Source organism: Cytophaga sp. FL35 (assembly GCF_014349235.1).
In the GTDB taxonomy this organism is placed as follows: domain Bacteria; phylum Bacteroidota; class Bacteroidia; order Flavobacteriales; family Flavobacteriaceae; genus Euzebyella.
Map to the genome: position 1 here is coordinate 189,228 of NZ_JACSOH010000002.1, position 22,541 is coordinate 211,768.

Sequence of the window (22,541 nt, forward strand, 5' to 3'; positions counted from 1 at the left end):
AAGCAATTTGTAAATAGGATAGTTTTCCTAAAAACAACATCTTTGCTTTTTTGTAAATTAGGTAACCATCCAAAATATTGAACTAAAATTGCTTCAAGCTCGGGTCATGATTACGCGGCTACTCTCCTTTTTCTTTTTGGTCGTACCCATTTTACTAGTGGGACAAAACCTCCTACCCCCCATTTATAATTATAAAGCATTTGAATACAATGCAGCGGGACAAAATTGGGGATTGTCTACCAACGAAAAGGGCGAGCTTTTTTCTGCGAATGATAAAGGTCTGCTTTATTTTAATGGAGAAGAATGGACACTTTACAAGCTGCCCAATGCTACTATTATAAGATCCGTAAAATGTATTGGAGATAGAATTTATACAGGTTCCTATGAGGAATTCGGATTTTGGAAAAAAGAACCGAATGGTATTTTCAAATACACCTCCCTAACGCATTTAATTACGAATCACACTTTTACAAATGAGGAGTTCTGGCAAATTCTACCCATTGGAGACCAAATTATCTTTAGGTCTTTTTCGGCCATCTATATTTATTCCAACAATCAAATAAATGTTGTACAGCCTGGCTTTACGGTAACCCATATTGCAATTCATAGTAACAAAATTTATGTTGCCTCAAAATCCAAAGGATTGTTTTTACTTGAGGATGAACAATTAAAACCCCTCGCAACCCCAAGCGTTTTCAATGACGCTACGATTATAAGCATGAACAGTTTTAAAGATAAGCTGCTCATTGGCACCCAATTAAAAGGTGCTTACTTTTACTTTGATGGCGAAGCAACCGCATTGGAAACCAATATCAACGCGCTACTTAAGCAACATCAATTGAATAAAGTAGAGGTGCTATCTGACCAAGAATTGGCATTCGGAACCATAAAAAACGGAATATATCTGTACGATATAAATGATAGGACCATTAAAAACCTCAACAGGGCAACAGGGTTACAAAACAATACGGTCCTGTCCCTAACCAAATTTGAAGATCAGATATGGGCCGGGTTGGAAAATGGACTTGACCGGATCGGAAACAACTCCGCCATCACTTATTTTACGGATTACTCCGGCCTTTTAGGCACCACGCACGATATCGTCATTCAAGGCAAAAATTCTTATCTAGGAAGTAATACCGGCATTTTTCAGCTTTTGGGAAATGATTTAGAGTTCATTCCTGGATCACAAGGTCATGTGTGGGATATGGAGCTAATAGAGAAAGATGTCATGGCCGGGCATAACGCAGGAACATTTAGGGTTCAATCCAAGTCTTTGGACCAAATATCCCATATTGCCGGAGGGTATCAATTTGTTAAAGTCCCTGAGAGCAACAACCTTTATTTACAGGGAACATATACTGGGGTAGCTCTCTTTGATAAGCGTGATGAGGATTGGTCTGCCAGGCCAGTTTTTGGCATCGACTTTCCCGTTAAACAATTATGTTTTGAAGATCGGCGCACTCTCTGGGCCGCTCACCCCTACAAAGGGCTATTTAGATTTGGCCTAGATGACAATTTGGAGAAGGTCACGGATAAAAAAGAATTTGGTCCAGATGTACTTCCCAACAATTATCAGGTAAAACTGTATCGGATTAAAAATCAGATTATCATACAGAGCGATGGAAAATGGTTCAAGTATGACCCAATAATTGAAGAAATCAATCTTTTTAAGGAGTTTGAGGCGTATAACGACAAATCCTTAATTTATTCGGATGGTGATAATTTCTGGTTTATAGATAATAAGCCAAACAAGGAACTGATTTATACCAATCTCAAGGATCAACATATTTCTATTGGTAAATCCCAATTGAACGAAAGACTCGTTCCCGATATGGAACACATTTCCAAAAGAAACGACTCCATTTATCTGCTTACATTGAGTGATGGTTTCGCACAATTGAACTTAAGCAAACTACAGAGAAATTTATCTAACCTACGTTCCAATGCTCCCGTGTTATCTTATTTCAAAGATAGTCATCAGAGTTACGCAACAACTGATTCCGCTTTTGCGATACCGTATAAATATGCGAGCGACATCCAACTTCAAGTAGCTTCTCCAAATCTAATAAAGCCCAGATACTATTACGAATTAAAGGGTCCGCTATCGCAAAAAAAGTATAAAAGTAACGGTAACATCACTTTTCAAAACTTACCCTACGGAGATTATATCTTGAAGCTTCATACAGTAAGTATGGACAATAAGATTTCCGAGCCAAAATTAGTGCAGCTAAGTATTGCACCTCCCTGGTTCCTTAGTACATATAGCATACTCGCTTATTTGATTGTATTGTTATCGATAATTCTCTTAATCCGATGGTACAATCAAAGAAAACTGAAGAGAAAGCAATTAGCTTTACAAATTAAACTTGAACAACAACAAGATGAGCGCTTGGCCCAATTAGAAAAAGATAGATTGGAAAAAGAAATTAAGAATAAACAAAACGAGCTTGCCAGGACCACTATGAGCGTTGCAAAAAAGAACGAACTCATTTTGGAACTAAAAGACCTCATGGTATTGAACAAGGATGCCTTTAAAAATAAACAACGCTACCGCTCCTTAACAAAGAAATTGGACAGTTCCATAAATGAAGATGAAGATTGGCAGCAATTTGAAGTCAACTTTAAGGAACTCCATAATGACTTTTTCGAAAATTTATTAAAAGAGTATCCAAAGCTCACCCCAAAGGATCTCAAACTCTGTGCATATCTTAAAATGAATTTATCCACTAAGGAAATTGCTCCCTTAATGGCCATCACGGTAAGAGGAGTTGAAATCCACAGGTACCGTTTACGAAAGAAGTTGGGAATAGATAGCTCTCAAAACTTATCCAACTACCTTATCCAATACAAACAATAAGCTCTTCAAACGCGATAGAGCACATAATTCTGATTTTCACCTTATTATCCTACTACATCAACACTACATCACAGTGTTAAAATTAAAGATTACGTAACATCTAAAACTACTGCAATATCCTTGAAAGAAAGGCTTTGTAAGCCCATATTGTGCTGATGTAGTTTTTATGTATGTTCTTAAAATTTTCTCAACATCCCCTTTTTATACCTTGCGAACAACTTGACGACTTAATAAAATATCAATTCAATTTTTAAACTATCATGAAAATAAGAGGCTATTTTTTACCTATCTGTATATTTATGCTTCATTTAGGCATGTATGCACAGTCTGGTATTTCGGTTTCTGGAACTGTAAGTGATGCAGACGGGGCTCCCTTACCAGGGGCTAGTGTTGTGGTCAAAGGAACCACAACAGGTACCCAAACGGATTTCGATGGAGTCTACACACTTACCAATGTAGCACCAGAAGCCACACTTTCCGTAAGTTATATTGGATTTACCTCCAAAGACGTATCGGTTAACAATCAAACCACTATAAACGTTTCATTGCAAGAAGACACACAAGCGTTGGACGAAGTAGTGGTCATTGGCTATGGAGAAATGAAATCCAAAGACCTTACATCTTCCATTACCACGGTAAAGGCGGAAGAAATATCCGCAACGCCTACGGCATCTCCTATGCAGGCGCTACAAGGGAAAGTGGCGGGTTTGCAGGTAGTGAACAATGGTAGCCCAGGTCAAGGGCCTACCATCAGGGTCCGCGGTATTGGTTCCTATGATACAGGAGCATCCGGTCCTTTATATGTGGTCGACGGAATGTTCTTTGACAACATTGATTTCCTCAACACCGCCGACATTACCTCCATTTCCATTTTAAAAGATGCCTCTGCAGCGGCAATTTATGGTGTTAGGGCAGCCAACGGTGTAGTATTGATTGAAACCAAATCCGGTGCCTACAATAAAAAATCCGAGATTACCTATGATGGGTACTCAGGCTTTCAGGTAGCACAAAATATACTCAAGCTGGCCAACTCTGAGCAATTCGCCACCTTAGCAAGGGAGTCAGGATCCGCACCCGATATTCAGTTTATTGACAATGCCATGCAGCGGTATGGTAGAAGCAGAATCAACCCCAACGTACCCAATGTCAATACCGATTGGTATGATGAAATTTTGAGGCCAGCCCTTATTCAAAACCACAGTCTTGGTGTCACCGGAGGTAGTGAAAATGCTACCTATGCCATTGGAGCCAATTATTTTGAGCAACAAGGTATTCTCAAAATGAAAAATGAATACGAGCGCTTCAACCTTAGAAGTAAAATCGATTTTAAAGTGAATGACAGGGTTACAATTGGAGGGAATGCCGTCATCAGCAACGCCACTCGCTTTGATCCCGAAAATTCAGCCTTTCGTTTGGCCTATTATGCAGTACCTATTCTGCCCGTTTTTGACAACAACTTGGCAAATAATGAAGCGGTATTCCCAACCAACCATGCCAATGCACAGGATTTAGGATACAGAGGTGGACAAAACCCATTTCCTACCATGGACAATAGTGAACTCCGTTCTAAAATCAGGAATGTACTCGCCAATTTTTATGCTCAAGTAGAAATAGTTCCTGAAAAACTAACATTTAAAACGGCCTACAATCATAATTTCCAAACGATTGAAAGAAGAGAAGTACGTTTACCTTATTTCATAGGAAACGGATTTCAGCGTGAAAATGCAGAACTCGTAAAACGTAATGAAACCTACTCCAACCAAATCTGGGACAACACTCTAACTTTTACCGATTCTTATGGAGACCATAACTTCACCGTTTTGGCAGGATCATCTTTTCGTGATGAATCGTACGAACAACTGCAAGCAAAAGGCCTCAATTTTCCATTATCAGGGGAGGAAGCTTACTATTTAGACCAAGCCCAGACCATTGTTCAAGATGATGTGGGAGATGACGGCAGGCGTGAATACGGTTTATCTTTCTTTGGAAGGGTTTCCTATAACTACGCTAATAAATACTTGTTATATGGTACCTATCGTGCGGATGGCACCAATAAATACCAAGAAAAATGGGGGTATTTCCCCACCATTGGTGCTGGTTGGGTTGTTTCCGAAGAGAATTTTATGCAAAACAACGGCATATTTGACTTCCTGAAATTACGCGGTAGCTGGGGTAAACTAGGGAATGATAAAGTGCCAGGAAGCGAGGGTGCAATTACTTCTACCGTAGTCACCACGGCTTTTGGAGATACCATGGTAAACGGTGTAAACACGACTAGTAATTTCACTTCGCTCAAGTGGGAAGTCACGGAAGAAATCAATGCCGGTATTTCCGCTAGAACCTTCAATAACAAATTATCATTGGAAGCGGATTATTATGTTCGCGATACCAAAGACGCAGTTATTCCTATTGAAGTTCCCTTAATTCCTGATGCCACACGTCAAAATGTTGGCGAAATCAGAAATCAAGGTTTTGAATTGGCTCTTAATTGGAGTGATCAGGTTTCCGAAGATTTCAGCTATTCCGTAGGAGCCAATTTTGCAACTTTAAACAATGAAGTCTTGGATACGGACAGGGAACCTTATATCGATACCGGTTCTGCAGAATTTAGACAACGAACCAGGGTTGGAGACCCCGTTTTCTCATTTTTTGGTCTTGAAGTAGATGGAGTTTATCAAACCCAAGCTCAAATTGATGCTGACCCTTCAGCGCAGTTTGAAATAGACAATGGTAGGACGATTGTTCCTGGTGACCTAAAGTTTAAGGATCAAGATGGTGTGGAAGGTATTACAGCTGACGACCGGGTGATGTTAGGAAATTATTTACCTACTTATTCTTTCGGTTTTAACCTTGGTTTCAATTATAAGGCGTGGGATTTTTCCGCTGCAGCGATGGGACAAGGAGGAAACAGCATTCTCAACCGTAAACGGGGCGAGGTCATTTTTACCAATGACACCAATTGGGACCGTGATTTTGCCGTCAACCGCTGGCATGGTGAAGGTACCTCTAACAGCTACCCTTCTTCTGCTGGTATCAGAAAAGGTTGGAACCAGCAATTAAGCGACTTCTTTATTGAAAAAGGAGATTTCTTCAGAATCCAAAATTTAACGCTCGGCTATACCATCAATAAAGGTGGTGCTCTTAAAGGCATTCCCCAAACACGAGTTTATGTGACCGCAGAAAAGCCTTTAACCATTTTTGACTATAACGGTTTTAATCCAGAGGTATCCAATGGAGTGGATAATGAAACGTATCCTATACCAGCTATTTATACCCTTGGCGTAAATATTAAGATCTAAAAAATTGCAACTATGAAACTATTGATAACTAATACGAAATGGATCCTAGCAATTTTAGCAGTTGTAGGGATAGGCGCTTGTACGGACAAACTGGATGAGCCAGAACTAAACAACAACTTTGCAGGAGGTACGGATTTTACGGATGCTTCTGGAATGATTCAATCTACCGTGGGTGCCTATGAGGCATTTTATTCCAGAGGTTGGGAACAGCCATTGATCATAGCCGTTCGTGGAGATGATGTAAATGCAGGAGGTCTGGGTGACCAACCCGAATTTTCCGAGATGGATAAATTCAACTACAGTAAAGACCACTGGATGGTCAACTCCCTATGGGAAAATATTTATGCCGATGTGATATCTGCACATACGGCCATGGAACAAATTACACGTTACCAAGAGTTCGGAAATGAGTCGGAAATTGCTTTGGGAAACCAATACATAGCTGAAATTCAGGTGTTGAGAGCGATGATGTTGTTTCAGATATCCCAAGTATACGGGGATGTATTTATTCCTGAATCTTCGGATACGGAACTGCTATTGGAACTTGAGAGTGTACCTTCCAAAACAGAGGTGATGCAACATATCTCCGATCAGATGGATTTGGCCATTCCATTACTTCCAAATGTACGCCCTAACGAACGCACTGATCTAGAAGGCGGGGTTACCAGATTTACAGCTCTTGCCGTGAAGGCATTGGCCAACCAAGAATTGGAAAATTACCAAGTTGTTGCAGATGCTACGGGTCAAATCGTCTCCTCTGGCAAATTCAGCCTATACCCAGATTACTATGAGCTTTTTAAAACTCCGGGGAAATTAAGCGATGAAAGTATTTTAGACCTTCAATATTCAGATTTTAATCAAGGTGAAGGTGATAGATTCGCCCATCTGTACGCCCCCTACGGGCCACAAAACTGGACTCCGGCAGTAGAAGGTAGTAATAGCGGATGGGGCTTTTTTGAGCCTAGCTTTAAATTTATAAAGTTCATGTTAGATCGAGGTGAGACGGTTCGATTAGAAACCAGCGTGCTTTTTACTGATGAAGGCATTGCCCAATTACAATCGGATCCTGATTATAGCACCTTACCGTCATTTGTTAGCAAAACGACCCGAGATGGGGATGTAATCAATGATTTTGCCCGCGCCTTATTCTCTAGCGGAAAACACTATTTACCTTCCAACCAATTAATAGAAGGTAGAACAGCCTATGGCAGTAATAAGAACTATCCGGTAATAAGGTATGCCGAAATCCTGTTGATGTATGCCGAAGCACTTACCCAAGGTGCCTCGGGAAATGCCCTATCTGCTGACCAAGCTGTAAATTTAGTTAGGGAAAGAGCAGGAATGCCTCCATTAAGCGGTGTGACGTTAGACGACGTCATAGATGAAAAATTCGCGGAATTATCTATGGAGTGGGGAAAAAGGTACTATGACCTCATCCGCTTAAATAGATTTGATGAGCTCAACTATGATGGTCGCACTTTTACGGAGGCAAAAACCTATTTACCCTATCCTCAGGCACAGATAGACCAGTTTCCCATCCTAGGAAATTAACAACATAACTCAACTCAAATAATATGAAAACATTTAATAATATTCTGCTGGGCCTTATAGGCTTGCTTGTCTTGAATTCCTGTGAGCAAGGTATTGACTCCTTGACAGAAGTTGACCCGGGCCCTGATACTACGGCACCCTCAGTACAAATAAGTTCCCCCTCTGAGGGGGCGGCCGTTAAAGTCAACGAAGAATTGGCCACCATTACCATCCAATTTGAAGCACAAGATGATATTGAGCTAGGCTCCGTAGAGGTATGGCTGAACGGAGTACGATTAAGTACCTATAACAATTTTGTAGATTATCGTAAGCTTATAGTTGACGACTTGGTTTACGACCAACTGGCAGATGGTTCCCACGAACTTTCGGTAGTCGCTACGGACCTTGACGGGAAAAGCACCACAGAAACCGTAAATTTCACGAAGGAACCGGCTTACATCTCCAAATACGACGGAGAACTTCTGTACATGCCCTTTGACGGAGGTTTTGTAGACCTTTTAAGCTTTGAAGAAGCCGCCCAAAATGGCACTCCTCTTACCAGTGAAGAGACTTTAGCGGGCAGCGGTTCTTACTTAGGTGCGGAAGGCGCCTATTTAACCCTAGATCCAGAGCGATTTAAAAATGCCGAATTCAGTGCTATTTTTTGGCTTAAGTTAAATGCCGTACCGGATCGGGCAGGTATTTTGGCCATGAGTCCGCCATTGAACGAAACCGGAGGAAATGTACTTACTAGCGGATTCCGTCTATTCCGTGAAAATTCTAATGGAAATCAGAAAATAGTACTAAATGTAGGAACGGGAGACTCAAACACACCCCTGAATGGTTGGGAAGTCGCAGAGGTTGACCCAAATAGGGATGAGTGGGTAAATATTGCCATTTCCATCTCTCAAACAAATTCTACACTTTTTATAGACGGGCAACTCGTAAGAATTGACGAAATTTCCGGTATTGACTGGACGGACGTTAATGTACTTTCCATCATGTCCGGCGCACCTAATTTTTCTGGATGGAATCATTTATCAGACCAAAGTATGATGGATGAACTCCGGATATTTGACAGAGCCATCAGCCAAGAAGAAGTCCAACAAATTATTATGGATGATTCTGGAATTGTGATTTCAGATTACCCACCGACTTTCAATGGTGAAAAGTTCTACATGCCATTCGATGGCGATTATAAAAACCTATTTACCGATACCGAGGCAGACATTGTTGGTGATCCCAAATTTGCAGCAGAAGGTGCAGCGGGTAATGACGCCTATGCTGGAGCCGAAGGTTCCTACCTCACCTACCCTTCCACTGGTTTAACCTCCGATACCTTTAGTGCTACTTTCTGGTACAAGGTAAATCCTGAACCGGGCCGAGCAGGTATTTTGGTTGCCGGGCCGGAAGACACTGAAAAAGAAGGTTATCCAGACGTGCAAAACTTGCGTACCAGTGGTTTCCGATTCTTGAGGGAAGGAGATGCTACAAGACAAATCTTTAAATTGAACGTAGGAACAGGAGATGCAGAAGTTTGGGTAGACGGTGGGGATGCCGCCGCTTTTGACCCTACAGGATCCGGATGGGTTCACATGGCCATTACCATTTCAGAAAATACGGCCACCATTTATTTTGACGGAGAGGCAGTGGCCTCCAATACGCTAAGCGCACCATTGGATTGGGCCGGATGCGACCTCTTCTCCATTGGCTCTGGAGCTCCCAGATTTACAGAATGGGGGCACCTATCAGACCAAAGTTTTATCGATGAGCTACGCTTTTTTGATAAAGCTTTAACACCTGAAGAAATTCAAGCAATAAGAAATCAAGATTTATAAAACAGTTGAGTTGTTAGCTTATGTTAGTTAATTTCAATGTAAATAGCATCTTTATGAGGTTATTTATCTTAGCAATGGCCATCACATCGTTGTTAGTTGGTTGCGGTGGCCATTCTTCTAAAAAAGAAAAAGTAGCAGAGACATCGGCCACGAATGCCGACATGACCAATGAACAATTGTTAGACTCTGTTCAGCGACAGACCTTTGATTATTTCTGGGGCGGTGCAGAACCGGTTTCCGGCCTTGCCCGAGAACGGATTCATATGGATAATATTTATCCGGCGCATGATAAGGACATCATCACTATTGGTGGCTCCGGTTTTGGCCTTATGGCCATACTTGTAGGTGTAGAAAGAGATTTTATCACTCGCGAACAAGCTTTGGAACGATATGAAAAAGCCATCGACTTTCTCGCAAAAGCGGATAGATTTTACGGTGCCTGGCCCCATTGGCTTACCCCTGATGGAAAAATGACCCCTTTCAGCCAAAAAGACAATGGCGGAGACCTCGTTGAAACGGCCTTTCTGGTTCAAGGGATGCTTACCGTCAAAGAATATTTCAAAGATGGAAACGAGCGCGAAAAGAAGCTCGCCCAGAAGATTCAAAAGCTTTGGGAAGAAGTTGAGTGGGATTGGTACACCAAAGGAGGCGAAAACGTTCTATACTGGCACTGGTCTCCCGAATACGAGTGGGAAATGAATTTTCCCGTTGGTGGTTATAATGAAGCGCTGATCATGTACATTTTGGCAGCGGCCTCACCCACCCACTCTATTAACAAGGAGGTATATGAGGAGGGTTGGGCCCTTGGCGGTGAAATTGCCAAGGATACCGTGTACTACGGACTGGAGACAGAACTAAACCATTATGAGCATGACAAGGCTCCAGTAGGCCCAATGTTCTGGGCACACTATTCCTACTTGGGTCTAGACCCTAATGGACTTACGGACCAATATGCGGATTACTGGAAATTGAATGTCAATCACACGCTCATTCAATACAAACATGCAGTAGAAAATCCCAGTAATTTTGAAGGATATGGTGAAAACCTTTGGGGATTGACCTCTAGCTATTCCATAAAGGGGTATGCAGGGCACCGGCCTGATCAAGACCTCGGAGTTATTTCTCCCACTGCTGCCCTTTCTTCCATGCCCTATGCCCCTGAAGAAAGTCAGCAATTCTTAAGGCACCTTTATACCGAACAAGATTCGTTAATAGGAAAATATGGACCCTACGATGCGTTTAGCCTAGAGCACGATTGGTATTTACCTAGGTATTTGGCGATTGACCAAGGACCTATTCCCGTTATGATAGAAAATTACAGAAGCGGCCTTTTCTGGAAGCTTTTTATGGAAAATGAAGACCTTAAAAGGGGATTGGACAAACTTGGTTTTTCTTATAAGATGAGAAAATGAAAGAGTTTTGCTTCTCCATCTTTATAGTCATTTTACTATTTTCCTGCTCTGGGGACGATGGCGCAGCCCCTATTGGTGAATCTGAACTACCAGAAAGCCCTATTGAAACTCCCACCGAAGAGGAAGAGGATGATGACACAGAGGAAGTTGAAGACGAGACTCCTGTAGATATTTCCGATGAAGAACTTTTAGATTTCACCCAAAAGGAAACCTTTAAATATTTTTGGGATTACGCCCAAACCGAATCTGGTTGCGCTCGGGAACGCTTTCATCCTAACGAGCCCCTTAATGACCCCAATACCGTTACCATTGGTGGTACAGGTTTTGGTCTTATGGCCATTATTGTAGGTGTAGAGCGAGGTTTTATCTCACGATCAGATGCCACAGGAAGATTAACAAAGATGCTCGATTTCCTGGATAATGCCGACCGTTTTCACGGTGCATGGCCCCATTGGCTCGATGGTACCACTGGCAAGGTAAGACCTTTTAGCGAGAAGGATAATGGAGCCGATTTGGTAGAAACAGCTTTTCTAGCTCAAGGTTTGATTTGTATTCAAGAATATTTTAAAAATGGCACTGAAGAAGAGCAACTTATTTCCCAAGAAGCGGAAGCCCTTTGGACAGGTGTTGAATGGAATTGGTTTACCCAGAATCAAAACACCTTATACTGGCATTGGAATCCTGATTTTGGTTTTGATATAGGTCTAGAACTTAAAGGCTATAATGAAGTGCTGATTACTTACGTGATGGCGGCGGCTTCAGAAAACTTCGGAATCGGAAAACAGGTATACGATAATGGGTGGGCATCCAATGGAAGTATCGTAAGTAGTGCTACGGCCTACGGCCTTCCCCTTTGGGTGGACCATGCCGGAAATGCCCCTAAGGGCGGGCCTTTATTTTGGGCACACTATTCTTATCTAGGCCTAAACCCAAACGGGCTTTCGGATGCTTACAACAACTATTGGGACGTAAACGTCAACCATTCTAAAATCAACTACAATTACTGTGTAGAAAATCCAAAGAAATTTGCTGATTACGGGGAAGATTGCTGGGGACTTACTGCAAGTTATTCGAGGAATACCGATGGCAGTCTGGGCTACAATGCCCATAGTCCGTCCAATGATACAGGTATCATTTCCCCAACGGCGGCTATAAGTTCGATTCCATACACACCAACAGAATCCCTAAATGCCTTACGTTATTTTTATTCCCATAAGGACAAATTAGTAGGGCCAGCAGGATTCTACGATGCTTTTAGCCCTGAACATGACTTTTGGGTGGCAGAAGCTTACTTGGCAATTGACCAAGGCCCCATCATCATCATGATAGAAAACCATCGCAGTGGCCTATTGTGGAATTTATTCATGCAAAATCCATCCATACAAAAAGGGCTGGATGCCTTAGGTTTCACCTATTCAATTTAAAAAATCTACATTGTGCTTTTTCATAAAATACAACTGAATCTCCCTGTCAGGTATTTTCTTCTATTTCTGTTGCTTATTTCAGCCTGCAAACAACGAGAAGAACCCCTTGCCGAAAAAAAAGAAGAAAGACCGAATATTATTTTTATGATGGCAGATGACCATGCCCTACAAGCCATTAGCGCCTACGGTCACCCAATCAGCCAATTGGCGCCTACTCCAAATATCGACAGGCTGGCAAAAAACGGGGCCCTTTTTACCCACAGTTATGTGACCAACTCTATCTGTGGCCCCAGTAGGGCCGTGATCCTTACCGGAAAACACAGTCACCTTAACGGGTTCAGGCAAAATGGAGATCAATTTGATGGGAACCAGCCTACCCTACCAAAAATGCTCCAAACCGTAGGCTACCAAACCGCCATTTTTGGAAAATGGCATTTGCATGGGCACCCAAAAGGCTTTGACCATTGGAAAATAATTGTGGATCAAGGAAATTATTATAATCCGGATTTTATAGCTAACGGCGATACCACGAGAATAGAAGGCTATGCTACGGATATAATTACGAACGATGCATTGGACTGGCTCCAAAACAAACGAAAAGATTCAGTTCCCTTCTTTATGATGGTCCACCACAAGGCACCCCATCGCAATTGGATGCCTGCCCTGCGGCATTTAAACAAATACGACTCCGTAACCTTTCCATTACCGGAAACCTATTTTCCCAAATTGGAAAATCAACCTGCCGCCGAAGCCCAACTTCAGACCATTTATGAGGATATGTATGAAGGGCACGATTTAAAATTAAGCAAGGAATTCGGGAGCACGGAACTGGCCCACAATCCATGGACGACCGATTTTGAAAGAATGTCCCCGGAACAACGAAAAATTTGGGATACTGCTTACCTCCAAAAAAACAATTCTTTTTGGGAAGCTGACCTGCACGGGGAGGAATTGGCAAGATGGAAAGGACAACGTTACTTACAGGATTACATGGCTACCATAGCCTCAGTAGACGAAGGCGTAGGAAAACTGTTGGATTATCTGGACACGAATGGACTAGCTGAAAACACCTTGGTCATCTATACCTCCGATCAAGGTTTCTATATGGGTGAAAAAGGAATGTTCGATAAGCGATTTATGTACGAAACCTCATTTGGCACCCCTCTGCTCATGCAATTGCCCAATAGAATTGAAGCGGGCACCAAAGTTAATGGCTTGGTACAAAATCTGGACTTTGCCCAAACCATGTTGGATTACGCGGATAATTCGGAATTAGGAAATGAGATGCAGGGAAAATCGTTGAGACCACTACTAGATGGTAGTATTTCCGATGATAATTTTAGGGATGTGGTCTATTACCATTACTATGATTACCCCGCCTTTCACATGGTCAAAAAACATTATGGTATTAGGACCAAGCGCTATAAACTGATCCACTTTTATGACGATATAAACCAGTGGGAATTTTATGATTTACATAATGACTCATTGGAGCTTCACAATAAAATAGAAGACCCTGCATATTCAAAGGTAATTACACAATTACATGCAAAATTGGACAGTGTACAAAAAGCGTATGGAGTTACCGAAAAAGAATTTGAAAAAGCCCCGAAAGAAACTATAGAACGGGCTGAAAAACAATTTAAAAGATTAAGGGGCCAAGCGATACGCTAAGCCCCTCTTCTAAGTCTATTTTTGAGCAGTGATCACCCCAACCTCAGCAAAAGAGGCTCGATAATCATCGCCGTCTACCATAACGCCTTTTAATTTAATATATCGGGCAGTGGCAGGATTAAAGTTTATCGTCTGAAGAATTCGGTTATTGACCACATTCCCAAACTCTCCTTTACTCACCGTTTTAAAATTACGACCATCCGTACTAACGGAAAATTCATAATCCGTAACAATTCCGAAAGGATATCTATCTTGAATAGGTAAATACGTAAAACCAGTAAGGGAATAGGTTTTTCCTAAATCTATTACAATTTCTTGAGGGGACTTTGCTCCGGCTTCGGTAGCCCACGAAGAATTTGGATTTTCGTCAATCAGCTTATGGGCATCTTCCAATTTACCGGAAGAAACGTTCACCACTTTCCAATCAGACTTTGGAATATCCAAATATGTCAACTGGGTTTCAGATTGGTCTCCTGTTTCTGCATCATACCCAATGGTCTTTAGAGTGGTTGCCTCGGTTACCATAAAAGGTTCTGTGTACCTATTGCTCTTGTTAGTAGGTTCGCTACCATCCAACGTATAGAAGATTTCCACATTGTCATCGGCAACGGATAGCGTAACAGTACCCTCTCGATCCCTAGAAATATCCGGGGCGGTCAAGAAATTAGGCGCTCTGTAGAGTTCGATATTATTGATAACCAATGGACCTTTGGATTCCAAAAAGTCAACTCTAAGCTTGGAAGCTTTTACGGTATCAAAACGTAAAATACGCTTGTTCCCAATCGTAGTCTGCTCGTCAATTTTTTGCCAAACACCATCTACTTCGGCTTCTACCGAAAATTTGATAACACGCTGCCCTAAAGGAATATATTCCTGTATAAGAATTCGGTTTACTTCGGTAGGCTCCTTAAATTCAAAAGTGAGGGATGCATTGGTCACGCCTTCATTGGTGGCCCAATACGAGTTTTCATCGCCGTCGTTTACGTTTTCGGCCATGTAGGAATCACTATTACCTCTTACATCGGTAGCTGTAACGGTAACTCCCTTGGCCAACTCCGTAGCAAAATCCTTATCAATCTGCTTCTTTAAAGCCAACAGTTGTTTTTCATCCGTTTCATGCACTAAGCCCCTAGTATCAACAGGAAGGTTCAAAAGAAAACTCCCGTTTCTACCAATGGACTCATAATACGTCTGTACCAAACGGGCCAAGCTCTTTACTTGATGATCTTCCCGTGGATGGTAATACCAACCCGGACGTATAGAGGTATTTACTTCTGCAGGCAACCAATGGGTTCCATCTTGGTGACCGGAACGTAGCTCTTTGTATCTAGGCCACCCGGGATAAATTTCATCCCTTCTCATGATGCTCCAGTTGGTTTCATTGGCAAAACCTTCCTCTGTTCCAACCCAACGTATATCTGGTCCACCATCACTAAAAATCACGGCATTGGGTTGTAGTTCGCGAACAATTTCAGTTACCTTGTCCCACTCGTAATACGTTTTATTATCAATTTTTCGCTCCTCATTGGCACCTCCGTAATAACCGGTTCCACCGTTGGCACCATCGAACCAAACTTCAAAAACCTCTCCGTAATTGGTTAAAAGCTCCCGTAATTGTTCATGGTACCGAGCTACATATTCCGGTTTGCCATAATCCGCGTCATTACGGTCCCAAGGAGAGAGATACACTCCGAATTTTAAACCGAATTCTTCACAGGCCTCGGATAGGTCTTTTACTAAATCTCCTTTTCCGTCTTTCCAAGGGGAATTTTTAACGGAGTGCTCCGTAGTCTTGGTTGGCCAAAGGCAAAATCCATCGTGGTGTTTGGCGGTGATGATAATACCCTTCATACCTGCTTCTTTAGCGATTCTGGCCCATTGTCTAACATCCAATTCGGTTGGATTGAAAGTTTCAGGAGATTCGCCTCCCAGACCCCATTCCATATCGGTAAAGGTGTTCATGTTAAAATGAACGAAGGCGTAATATTCCAAATCATGCCACGCCAGTTGTCTTTCTGAAGGTAGGGGACCTACTGGTTTTGGAGGCTCCACTGTCTTACAAGAAAACAGAAGGCCAAAAATTGCAATTGCGATTAGTTTGGTTTTGATCATGGTAATTGGATTAGTTACTTTCTATTACAGAACCTTTTTCCCTATAAAGGTCTACTTCACCGTCTAGCATTACTGCCAATACAGTCATATTTTCATCTAATACGTGTTTTGGCAATTTTATGTACTTAATGCCAGGATAATGGCTCCAATACACCTTGCCAACTTCTTGGTGGTTGATTTTGGATCCTTGACCCACCACATAAATTCGATTGATGTTATTCTTCAATCCTCTGAGAACTACCTCCCCGTTGGAATCACCTTTAACGAATAAATAAAGGGTCTTTTTATCTTTAGATAGGGTGGTTGGCCCATAAAAATGTTCTTTGGGTATACCGGCGATGGTTCCATAGATGGCTTCATTGTGTTTTTGTGTCCACCTACCTAAACCTTTTAAAATCGCTATTTGTTCCTGTGGTATACTCCCGTCTCCTTTGGGACCTATATCCAAAAGTAGATTCCCTCCATTTGTAAGGACATCTGCAAATATTCCAATCACCTGGTCGGTTGTTTTATAATCCGAATCATTCTTTTGATAGCCCCATGAATTGTTCATGGTCATACAAAGTTCCCAATAAGGATTGGAAGGCCTAGTAATGGGCATTCCTTGTTCAGGAGTATCATAATCACCTTCATTTTTTAATCGGGAGTTAAGAATTACGTCAGGATTTTTTTCTTGTAACATATTTCGAACTTTGGGCGCTTCCCATTCCTCAGAACTATGTTCCCAATCCCCATCAAACCAATATAAATCAGGATTGTAATTTTCCGAAAGTTCTTTTAACTGACCTTGATAAAGTTTCAAGAATTTATTCCATCTGCTAGGTTCATCCTGTACCTTGTACCTAATTGAATCACGGGTAAAATGGGTATAATCTGAATGCGACCAATCTGGCAAACTGTAATAGATTCCCAATTTTAGATTTTCCTTCCTAACGGCCTCTACAAAAGGGGTTAAAACATCCTGTTTGGCCAAGGCACTTTTAACTGAATTAAAATCACCTAATTTCGAATCCCAAAGGGCAAATCCTTCATGATGCTTGGAGGTAATTACGGTATATTTTGCCCCTGCTTCCTTAATTAACTTTGCCCATTCTTTTGGTTGATAGTTTTTAGCCGAAAAACCTGAAGTCTGTTTTAAGTAGTCTTCATGAGAAATATAACCGTTAAAGAATGACCAAGACTCATCAATTCCATCCACGGAGTAAAGTCCCCAATGAATAAAAACACCCAGCTTGGCATCTTTAAACCATTGCATTTTCTCCTTCTTTTTTGTGGAATCAGTAATCTGAGCCTGCAGGGCGAAGGATGCTAAAATTGATAAACCAAAAATCCACTTCCGCATTTATTCTTATTTATAATTACAAACTCTCTGAAATTCAATCTATCTATTTCACTTAAAAAAGCGAAAGCCAATTTTCTTTAAAATTTAAGCGTGAATGCTTCTGTTTTTAGAAGCTGCGGTTTTAAAGTCTCAGGAATTTCAATGACTATTCCCTTGCCACTCTTCTTCCATTTAAGTCGTTTATTGAAACCTACGAGTTGCGCTCGTCCTCCTTTTGGTACCCAACCTTCAAAATAAATTTCGGAAGGTATGTTATCCTGTCCTTCCTTCACCAAATAAATAAGGTAGGTTTCCCCGGTTGGTTTAGAGGTTACGCATATATTTTCGTATTTGTAAGGGGCCATGGCCTCTGTACCATAAATGGCTTCGTCATTTGCATTCATCCAAGTACCAATTTCCTCCAGTAATTTATACGCACCGGCATCCCATTCTCCTTCCGGGCTGGGAGCGATATTCAAAAGTAAGTTGCCTCCCTTTGCTACAATATCTACCAAGGTATGTACAGCTTCCCTACCGCTCATATAGGTAGCATTTGGGGAATAGGACCATCCACCACCTGCAATTATACAAGATTCCCAAGGATAAGGAAGTGGTTTTTCCGGAACCCTGTTCTCAGGCGTTAGGTAGTTCTGGTTTTTACCGTGAACGGCCCTATCCACCACAATTAATCCGGGTTGTTCCTTTCTAGCCTTTTCAACCAATTCATCCATTTTGATGTCTTGGTTGACAATTCGGTTTTTCAGGTAGCCACTTTCGTTATCTTTCAATTGTGCATCATACCAGCTGGTAATTTCGGACTTGGGCGTTTTGGCAACCCAACCTCCGTCTAGCCATAAAATATCCACCTTACCATAGCCCGTAAGCAACTCTAATATTTGATTATGGGTGAAATCTGTAAACTCCTGCCATTTTTCCGGGTTTTCAGACGGACTATAGTTCACGTTTCTATCCCTTGGCGGGTAATAGGGATCCCAGTAGGAATCAACGTTCCAATCCGGTTTTGAGAAATAAGCTCCTGCCCATAGACCTTCATTTCTAAACGCTTCAAAAACCTCCTTTGTAATGTTTGCCTTAGGATTGGAGCTAAATGGAGTCTTGGGGTCCGTTATTTTGTAATCCGTATACTTGCTGTCAAACATAGAAAAGCCATCATGATGCTTGGTAGTGAAAACTACATACTTCATACCAGCATCTTTAGCAGCCTTCGCCCATTTTTGAGGGTTGAATTTCGTTGGGTTAAAAGTGGTCTGTAAGCCCTCATATTCTTTTTTATAAGCAAAGTAATTCTCAGGACTGGAACCCTTTTTACGTTCGCACCACCCATATTCTTCAGGGCAAATGGACCAGGATTCCACAACGCCCCACTGGCTATATGGCCCCCAATGCATTAGTAGTCCAAATTTAATATCTTGCCATTTGTCCAGTTTTTCCAGGACCAAGGGGTCCGTTTCCGGAACATACCTTTCATCTTCATAAATGGCTTGGCCATTTATCAATTGAACAAAAAATAAAAACAAAAAACTGGTGGGGGCTAAAAATTTCATGCGCAACTTTTTATTATTCTGAATATGCTTTTGCTATTTGTTTGGAGCTTCCTAAACCTTCTATTCCCAATTCTACTACATCTCCGGGTTTCAAGTATTTTGGAGGATTAAAACCTAAACCAACTCCCGAAGGCGTTCCTGTAGAGATGATATCCCCAGGCAATAAAGTCATATACTGGCTGATGTAACTTACCACATGTTGCACATTGAAAATAAAATCTGAAGTAGAACTATCTTGAATTTTTTCCCCATTGAGTTTCAACCAAAGGTTAAGATTGTTAGGATCTTTAATTTCGTCTTTGGTAGCTATGAAGGGACCTATGGGGGCAAAGGTATCACAACCCTTTCCTTTGCACCATTGCCCTTCTTTTTCAATCTGAAAGGCTCTTTCACTATAATCGTTATGTAGAACGTAACCTGCAATGTGATCGAAAGCGTTTTCCTCAGAAACGTACGATGCTTTTTTACCGATAACAATAGCCAATTCCACCTCCCAGTCTGTTTTTTCACTATTCTTTGGAATGACAACATCATCGTTAGGGCCCACGATTGCCGATGTAGACTTAAAGAATAGCACAGGCTCCTTGGGTACCGCCATTCCGCCTTCTTCAGCATGTTTGGCATAATTCAATCCTACACACACTATTTTTGACGGTCTGGTCATTGGAGGCGCCAAACGTGCATCCTCATCAATTTTTGGGCAGGATTCCTCATTTTCCAAGAGCCACTTTCCCAAACGCTCAATCCCGTCTCCTCCAAAAAAATTCTCATTAAAGTCTTCACCAAAGGCAGAAACATCAATACGGGTACCATTTTCCAATTGAACCCCTGGTTTTTCCGCACCTTTTTTTCCGTAACGTACTAATTTCATATTGCTAATAGTGTTTTAAGTTGTTCTCACTTTTTTGAGCTTGAAAATTAAGGTAATTCTTTCGTTTATAACACCACTTCCTTTTCTCCTAATATCTCTTGCCAAACAGGTCCATGTGGAAACGAATACTCCTCTAAGGATTCTCCTTTCATAGTGATACTAAAACCAGGCATTATGGGTGGCATATAAGCCCCGTTCTTGATGACCACAGGATCATGAAAATGTTCATGTAAATGATCAACATATTCTATAATTCTATTTTCCATAGAACCGCTCACAGAAATATAATCAATCATAGAAAGATGTTGCACGTATTCGCACAAACCAACACCTCCTGCATGCGGACAAACTGGAATATCAAACTTGGCCGCCATTAAGAGTATGGCCAAAATCTCATTAACACCCCCAACCCTACAACTATCTATTTGACAAATGCCAATGGCATTTGCCTGCATCAATTGCTTGAACATTACCCTATTTTGGCAATGTTCTCCAGTTGCAACCTTAATTGGAGCTACTTCGGCAGCTATCTTGGCGTGGCCCAAAACATCATCCGGGCTCGTGGGCTCCTCTATCCAATACGGATTGAATTTTGCCAAACTGGCCATGTTTTCTATAGCTTCGTCCACATCCCATTTTTGATTGGCATCCATCATCAACCTCAAATCAGGACCAATTTCTTCGCGTATAATTTGGGCACGTCGCATGTCATCCTTTAAATCCGACCCTACCTTTATTTTAATGTGATCAAAACCAAGTTCCTTCGCCTCGCGGCACAGACGGCGCATTTTATCATCAGAATATCCTAACCAACCCGCCGAAGTAGTGTAGGCCCTGTAACCATCCTTCTCCAACCTATTAATTCGTTCATATTTGGTAGCCTCTTGTTTCTTTAATAGTTCCAGAGCTTCTTCAGGAGTAATGGCATCGGTGATATAGGTGAAATCTACACAGGAGATAAACTCCTCCGGACTCATATCCGCAATTAACCTCCACAGCGGCTTGCCTTCCACTTTAGCATAAAGATCCCAAACGGCGTTTACCATAGCGCCCGTTGCCAAATGAATAACCCCTTTCTCAGGACCTAACCACCTCAACTGGCTATCTCCAGTAATCATTCTATAAAAGGAAGCCATATTACCCGTAAAACTTTCCAAGGTTTTACCTACTACAAGAGGCGCAAGGGACTCCAGTGCCGCTGCACAAAGTTCATTACCGCGGCCAATGGTAAATGTTAGCCCATGGCCCTCAAGACCTTGGGGGTGATCGGTTTTTAAGATAACATACGCCGCAGAATAATCAGGATCGGGATTCATAGCATCCGATCCGTCTAGCGATTTACTTGTAGGAAAGCGTACATCCTTAACTTCTATTCCTGTCATTAATATGCTCATGGTCTGTGATTAGATTTACTAAAGCAAAACTAATTGCCACGAACTTTAATCGCTACACCAAAACCAACGTATATTGATACTTTTTTTGCTTAAATTGTATTAATGACAAATTTTAGGTATGCAACTTCACATAATCACTAGGAGACATTCCTGTAATTGCCTTAAATTGTCTATTAAAGTTGGAAATGTTATTGAATCCAGACTCGTAACATACTTCTGAAACCGATTTATTGTGCTCCATTAGCAATTTACATGAAAAACCCACCCTGATTTCATTTAGGTATCTGGTAAAAGTTTTTCTATGTACCCTTTTGAAAAATCTACTAAAAGCCGATGGGTTCATATGTGCAATCTCTGCCACATCCTTGGAATGAATGGGAGTATTAAAATTCTTGAAAATAAAGGAATAAATCCGATCAAGGTTTTCGTCATCGGATTTCCGAAATGAAGAAACAAACCCTGCACTGGACAATAAAGTATAGCTGGGGTGCTTCGCCAATTTATTCAATATTTTTACAAAGCTTACAGCTTTATCAAATCCTTGTAGTTGAAGTAAACCTTCTATTTCATCAATGGTCTTAGGAGACAATCCCTCAAATTTTACACCCTGCTGTGCAAGTTCAAAAAGGCGGGCTATGGGCTGAACCTCTGGAGTAGACAACCATCCCTCACCAAAAAAATCCTGTATAAAATGGACTGCAATAGCCTCAGCTGTCAATTCAGAATTATCGGAAAAATAGACATCATCGTTCAACCACATATGAGGAAGGTTCTTACCAATTAGCACCACCTCTCCTTCTACAAACTTTTCAATACTATCGCCTATAAACCTGGTTCCGGTACTTTTCTTAATCGCCACCAACTCCAATTCCGGATGATGGTGCCAAATTTTAAGAAAGTGGGGGTAACTGTTCATACTAACCGTAAAGGAACTATTCTTGGCACTTGCCCTGTCTAATAAATGCAGTTTCATTTTATGGTTTTCTAAACATTAATTTAACAAAGAGGCATACTAAAAATATCAAATCAATCAAATATAGTCAGTTGTGGCAAAAAAAATACCAATGAGTGTATAATTTTTAGTAGGGCATCCCAATTATGACTTCTAATTTTGGAGCCGTGGTTTAGCAAATTGTTAATTCTTCAATAAAAATTGGATATCCGTTGAAACTTTTTAGCAAGTGATTTTCAGTTATTAAAAATCGAGACAAACAATTAAAAAATCATAAAAAAATCAGCAC

13 protein-coding genes are annotated in these 22,541 nt (G+C 41.3%); 7 read left to right on the forward strand and 6 right to left on the reverse strand.

The features are described 5' to 3' along the window. Positions 1 to 106 precede the first annotated feature (106 nt). From BIZ36_RS02085 to BIZ36_RS02115, 7 genes are all read left to right on the forward strand, one after another. Positions 107 to 2,860 (forward strand): helix-turn-helix and ligand-binding sensor domain-containing protein, encoded by a 2,754-nt coding sequence (locus BIZ36_RS02085; RefSeq protein ID WP_187456203.1) that lies wholly within the window; start codon positions 107 to 109, stop codon positions 2,858 to 2,860. A gap of 260 nt (positions 2,861 to 3,120) precedes the next feature. Continuing rightward, on the forward strand, positions 3,121 to 6,159 hold the full coding sequence (locus tag BIZ36_RS02090; RefSeq protein WP_187456204.1) for a SusC/RagA family TonB-linked outer membrane protein: 3,039 nt from the start codon (positions 3,121 to 3,123) through the stop codon (positions 6,157 to 6,159). Between the two features lie 12 nt (positions 6,160 to 6,171). Continuing rightward, positions 6,172 to 7,710, forward strand: a complete 1,539-nt coding sequence (locus BIZ36_RS02095) for a RagB/SusD family nutrient uptake outer membrane protein (protein ID WP_187456205.1) — start codon at positions 6,172 to 6,174, stop codon at positions 7,708 to 7,710. 23 nt (positions 7,711 to 7,733) lie between these two features. After that, positions 7,734 to 9,527: a LamG-like jellyroll fold domain-containing protein gene (locus tag BIZ36_RS02100; protein ID WP_187456206.1), complete on the forward strand. Its 1,794-nt coding sequence runs from the start codon at positions 7,734 to 7,736 to the stop codon at positions 9,525 to 9,527. A 53-nt stretch (positions 9,528 to 9,580) separates the two neighbouring features. Beyond that, positions 9,581 to 10,939, forward strand: a complete 1,359-nt coding sequence (locus BIZ36_RS02105; RefSeq protein ID WP_187456207.1) for a glucoamylase family protein — start codon at positions 9,581 to 9,583, stop codon at positions 10,937 to 10,939. Next, positions 10,936 to 12,363 carry a glucoamylase family protein gene (locus tag BIZ36_RS02110; RefSeq protein WP_187456208.1) on the forward strand — a complete coding sequence of 476 codons (1,428 nt, stop codon included), beginning with the start codon at positions 10,936 to 10,938 and terminating at the stop codon, positions 12,361 to 12,363. Before BIZ36_RS02105 ends, BIZ36_RS02110 begins: the two co-directional genes overlap by 4 nt. A 12-nt stretch (positions 12,364 to 12,375) precedes the next feature. After that, positions 12,376 to 14,037, forward strand: coding sequence for a sulfatase family protein (locus BIZ36_RS02115; RefSeq protein ID WP_353616807.1), 1,662 nt, complete (start codon positions 12,376 to 12,378; stop codon positions 14,035 to 14,037). Between the two features lie 15 nt (positions 14,038 to 14,052). Here the strand turns inward: BIZ36_RS02115 and BIZ36_RS02120 are convergent, their stop codons facing one another. The 6 genes from BIZ36_RS02120 to BIZ36_RS02145 all read right to left on the reverse strand — a co-directional run bounded on the left by BIZ36_RS02120 (position 14,053) and on the right by BIZ36_RS02145 (position 22,273). Then, positions 14,053 to 16,149: an alpha-L-fucosidase gene (locus tag BIZ36_RS02120; protein WP_187456209.1), complete on the reverse strand. Its 2,097-nt coding sequence runs from the start codon at positions 16,147 to 16,149 to the stop codon at positions 14,053 to 14,055. 10 nt (positions 16,150 to 16,159) lie between these two features. After that, positions 16,160 to 17,491: an alpha-L-fucosidase gene (locus BIZ36_RS02125; RefSeq protein WP_187456210.1), complete on the reverse strand. Its 1,332-nt coding sequence runs from the start codon at positions 17,489 to 17,491 to the stop codon at positions 16,160 to 16,162. Between the two features lie 77 nt (positions 17,492 to 17,568). Beyond that, positions 17,569 to 19,035 (reverse strand): alpha-L-fucosidase, encoded by a 1,467-nt coding sequence (locus BIZ36_RS02130; RefSeq protein ID WP_187456211.1) that lies wholly within the window; start codon positions 19,033 to 19,035, stop codon positions 17,569 to 17,571. 13 nt (positions 19,036 to 19,048) lie between these two features. Continuing rightward, on the reverse strand, positions 19,049 to 19,906 hold the full coding sequence (locus tag BIZ36_RS02135; RefSeq protein ID WP_187456212.1) for a fumarylacetoacetate hydrolase family protein: 858 nt from the start codon (positions 19,904 to 19,906) through the stop codon (positions 19,049 to 19,051). A 65-nt stretch (positions 19,907 to 19,971) separates the two neighbouring features. Next, entirely contained in the window at positions 19,972 to 21,300 is a 1,329-nt protein-coding gene (locus BIZ36_RS02140; RefSeq protein WP_187456213.1) for an L-fuconate dehydratase, read from the reverse strand. A 112-nt stretch (positions 21,301 to 21,412) separates the two neighbouring features. Then, positions 21,413 to 22,273 carry an AraC family transcriptional regulator gene (locus BIZ36_RS02145; RefSeq protein ID WP_187456214.1) on the reverse strand — a complete coding sequence of 287 codons (861 nt, stop codon included), beginning with the start codon at positions 22,271 to 22,273 and terminating at the stop codon, positions 21,413 to 21,415. Positions 22,274 to 22,541: the final 268 nt, after the last annotated feature.

Excerpts from the sequence above, each read along its gene's own strand:
- BIZ36_RS02090 (WP_187456204.1), top strand. The coding sequence starts at position 3,121 with ATGAAAATAAGAGGCTATTTTTTACCTATCTGTATATTTATGCTTCAT.
- BIZ36_RS02085 (WP_187456203.1), top strand. The coding sequence starts at position 107 with ATGATTACGCGGCTACTCTCCTTTTTCTTTTTGGTCGTACCCATTTTA.
- BIZ36_RS02130 (WP_187456211.1), bottom strand. The coding sequence starts at position 19,035 with ATGAAATTTTTAGCCCCCACCAGTTTTTTGTTTTTATTTTTTGTTCAA.
- BIZ36_RS02100 (WP_187456206.1), top strand. The coding sequence starts at position 7,734 with ATGAAAACATTTAATAATATTCTGCTGGGCCTTATAGGCTTGCTTGTC.
- BIZ36_RS02125 (WP_187456210.1), bottom strand. The coding sequence starts at position 17,491 with ATGCGGAAGTGGATTTTTGGTTTATCAATTTTAGCATCCTTCGCCCTG.
- BIZ36_RS02110 (WP_187456208.1), top strand. The coding sequence starts at position 10,936 with ATGAAAGAGTTTTGCTTCTCCATCTTTATAGTCATTTTACTATTTTCC.
- BIZ36_RS02095 (WP_187456205.1), top strand. The coding sequence starts at position 6,172 with ATGAAACTATTGATAACTAATACGAAATGGATCCTAGCAATTTTAGCA.
- BIZ36_RS02105 (WP_187456207.1), top strand. The coding sequence starts at position 9,581 with ATGAGGTTATTTATCTTAGCAATGGCCATCACATCGTTGTTAGTTGGT.
- BIZ36_RS02120 (WP_187456209.1), bottom strand. The coding sequence starts at position 16,149 with ATGATCAAAACCAAACTAATCGCAATTGCAATTTTTGGCCTTCTGTTT.
- BIZ36_RS02145 (WP_187456214.1), bottom strand. The coding sequence starts at position 22,273 with ATGAAACTGCATTTATTAGACAGGGCAAGTGCCAAGAATAGTTCCTTT.
- BIZ36_RS02140 (WP_187456213.1), bottom strand. The coding sequence starts at position 21,300 with ATGAGCATATTAATGACAGGAATAGAAGTTAAGGATGTACGCTTTCCT.
- BIZ36_RS02135 (WP_187456212.1), bottom strand. The coding sequence starts at position 19,906 with ATGAAATTAGTACGTTACGGAAAAAAAGGTGCGGAAAAACCAGGGGTT.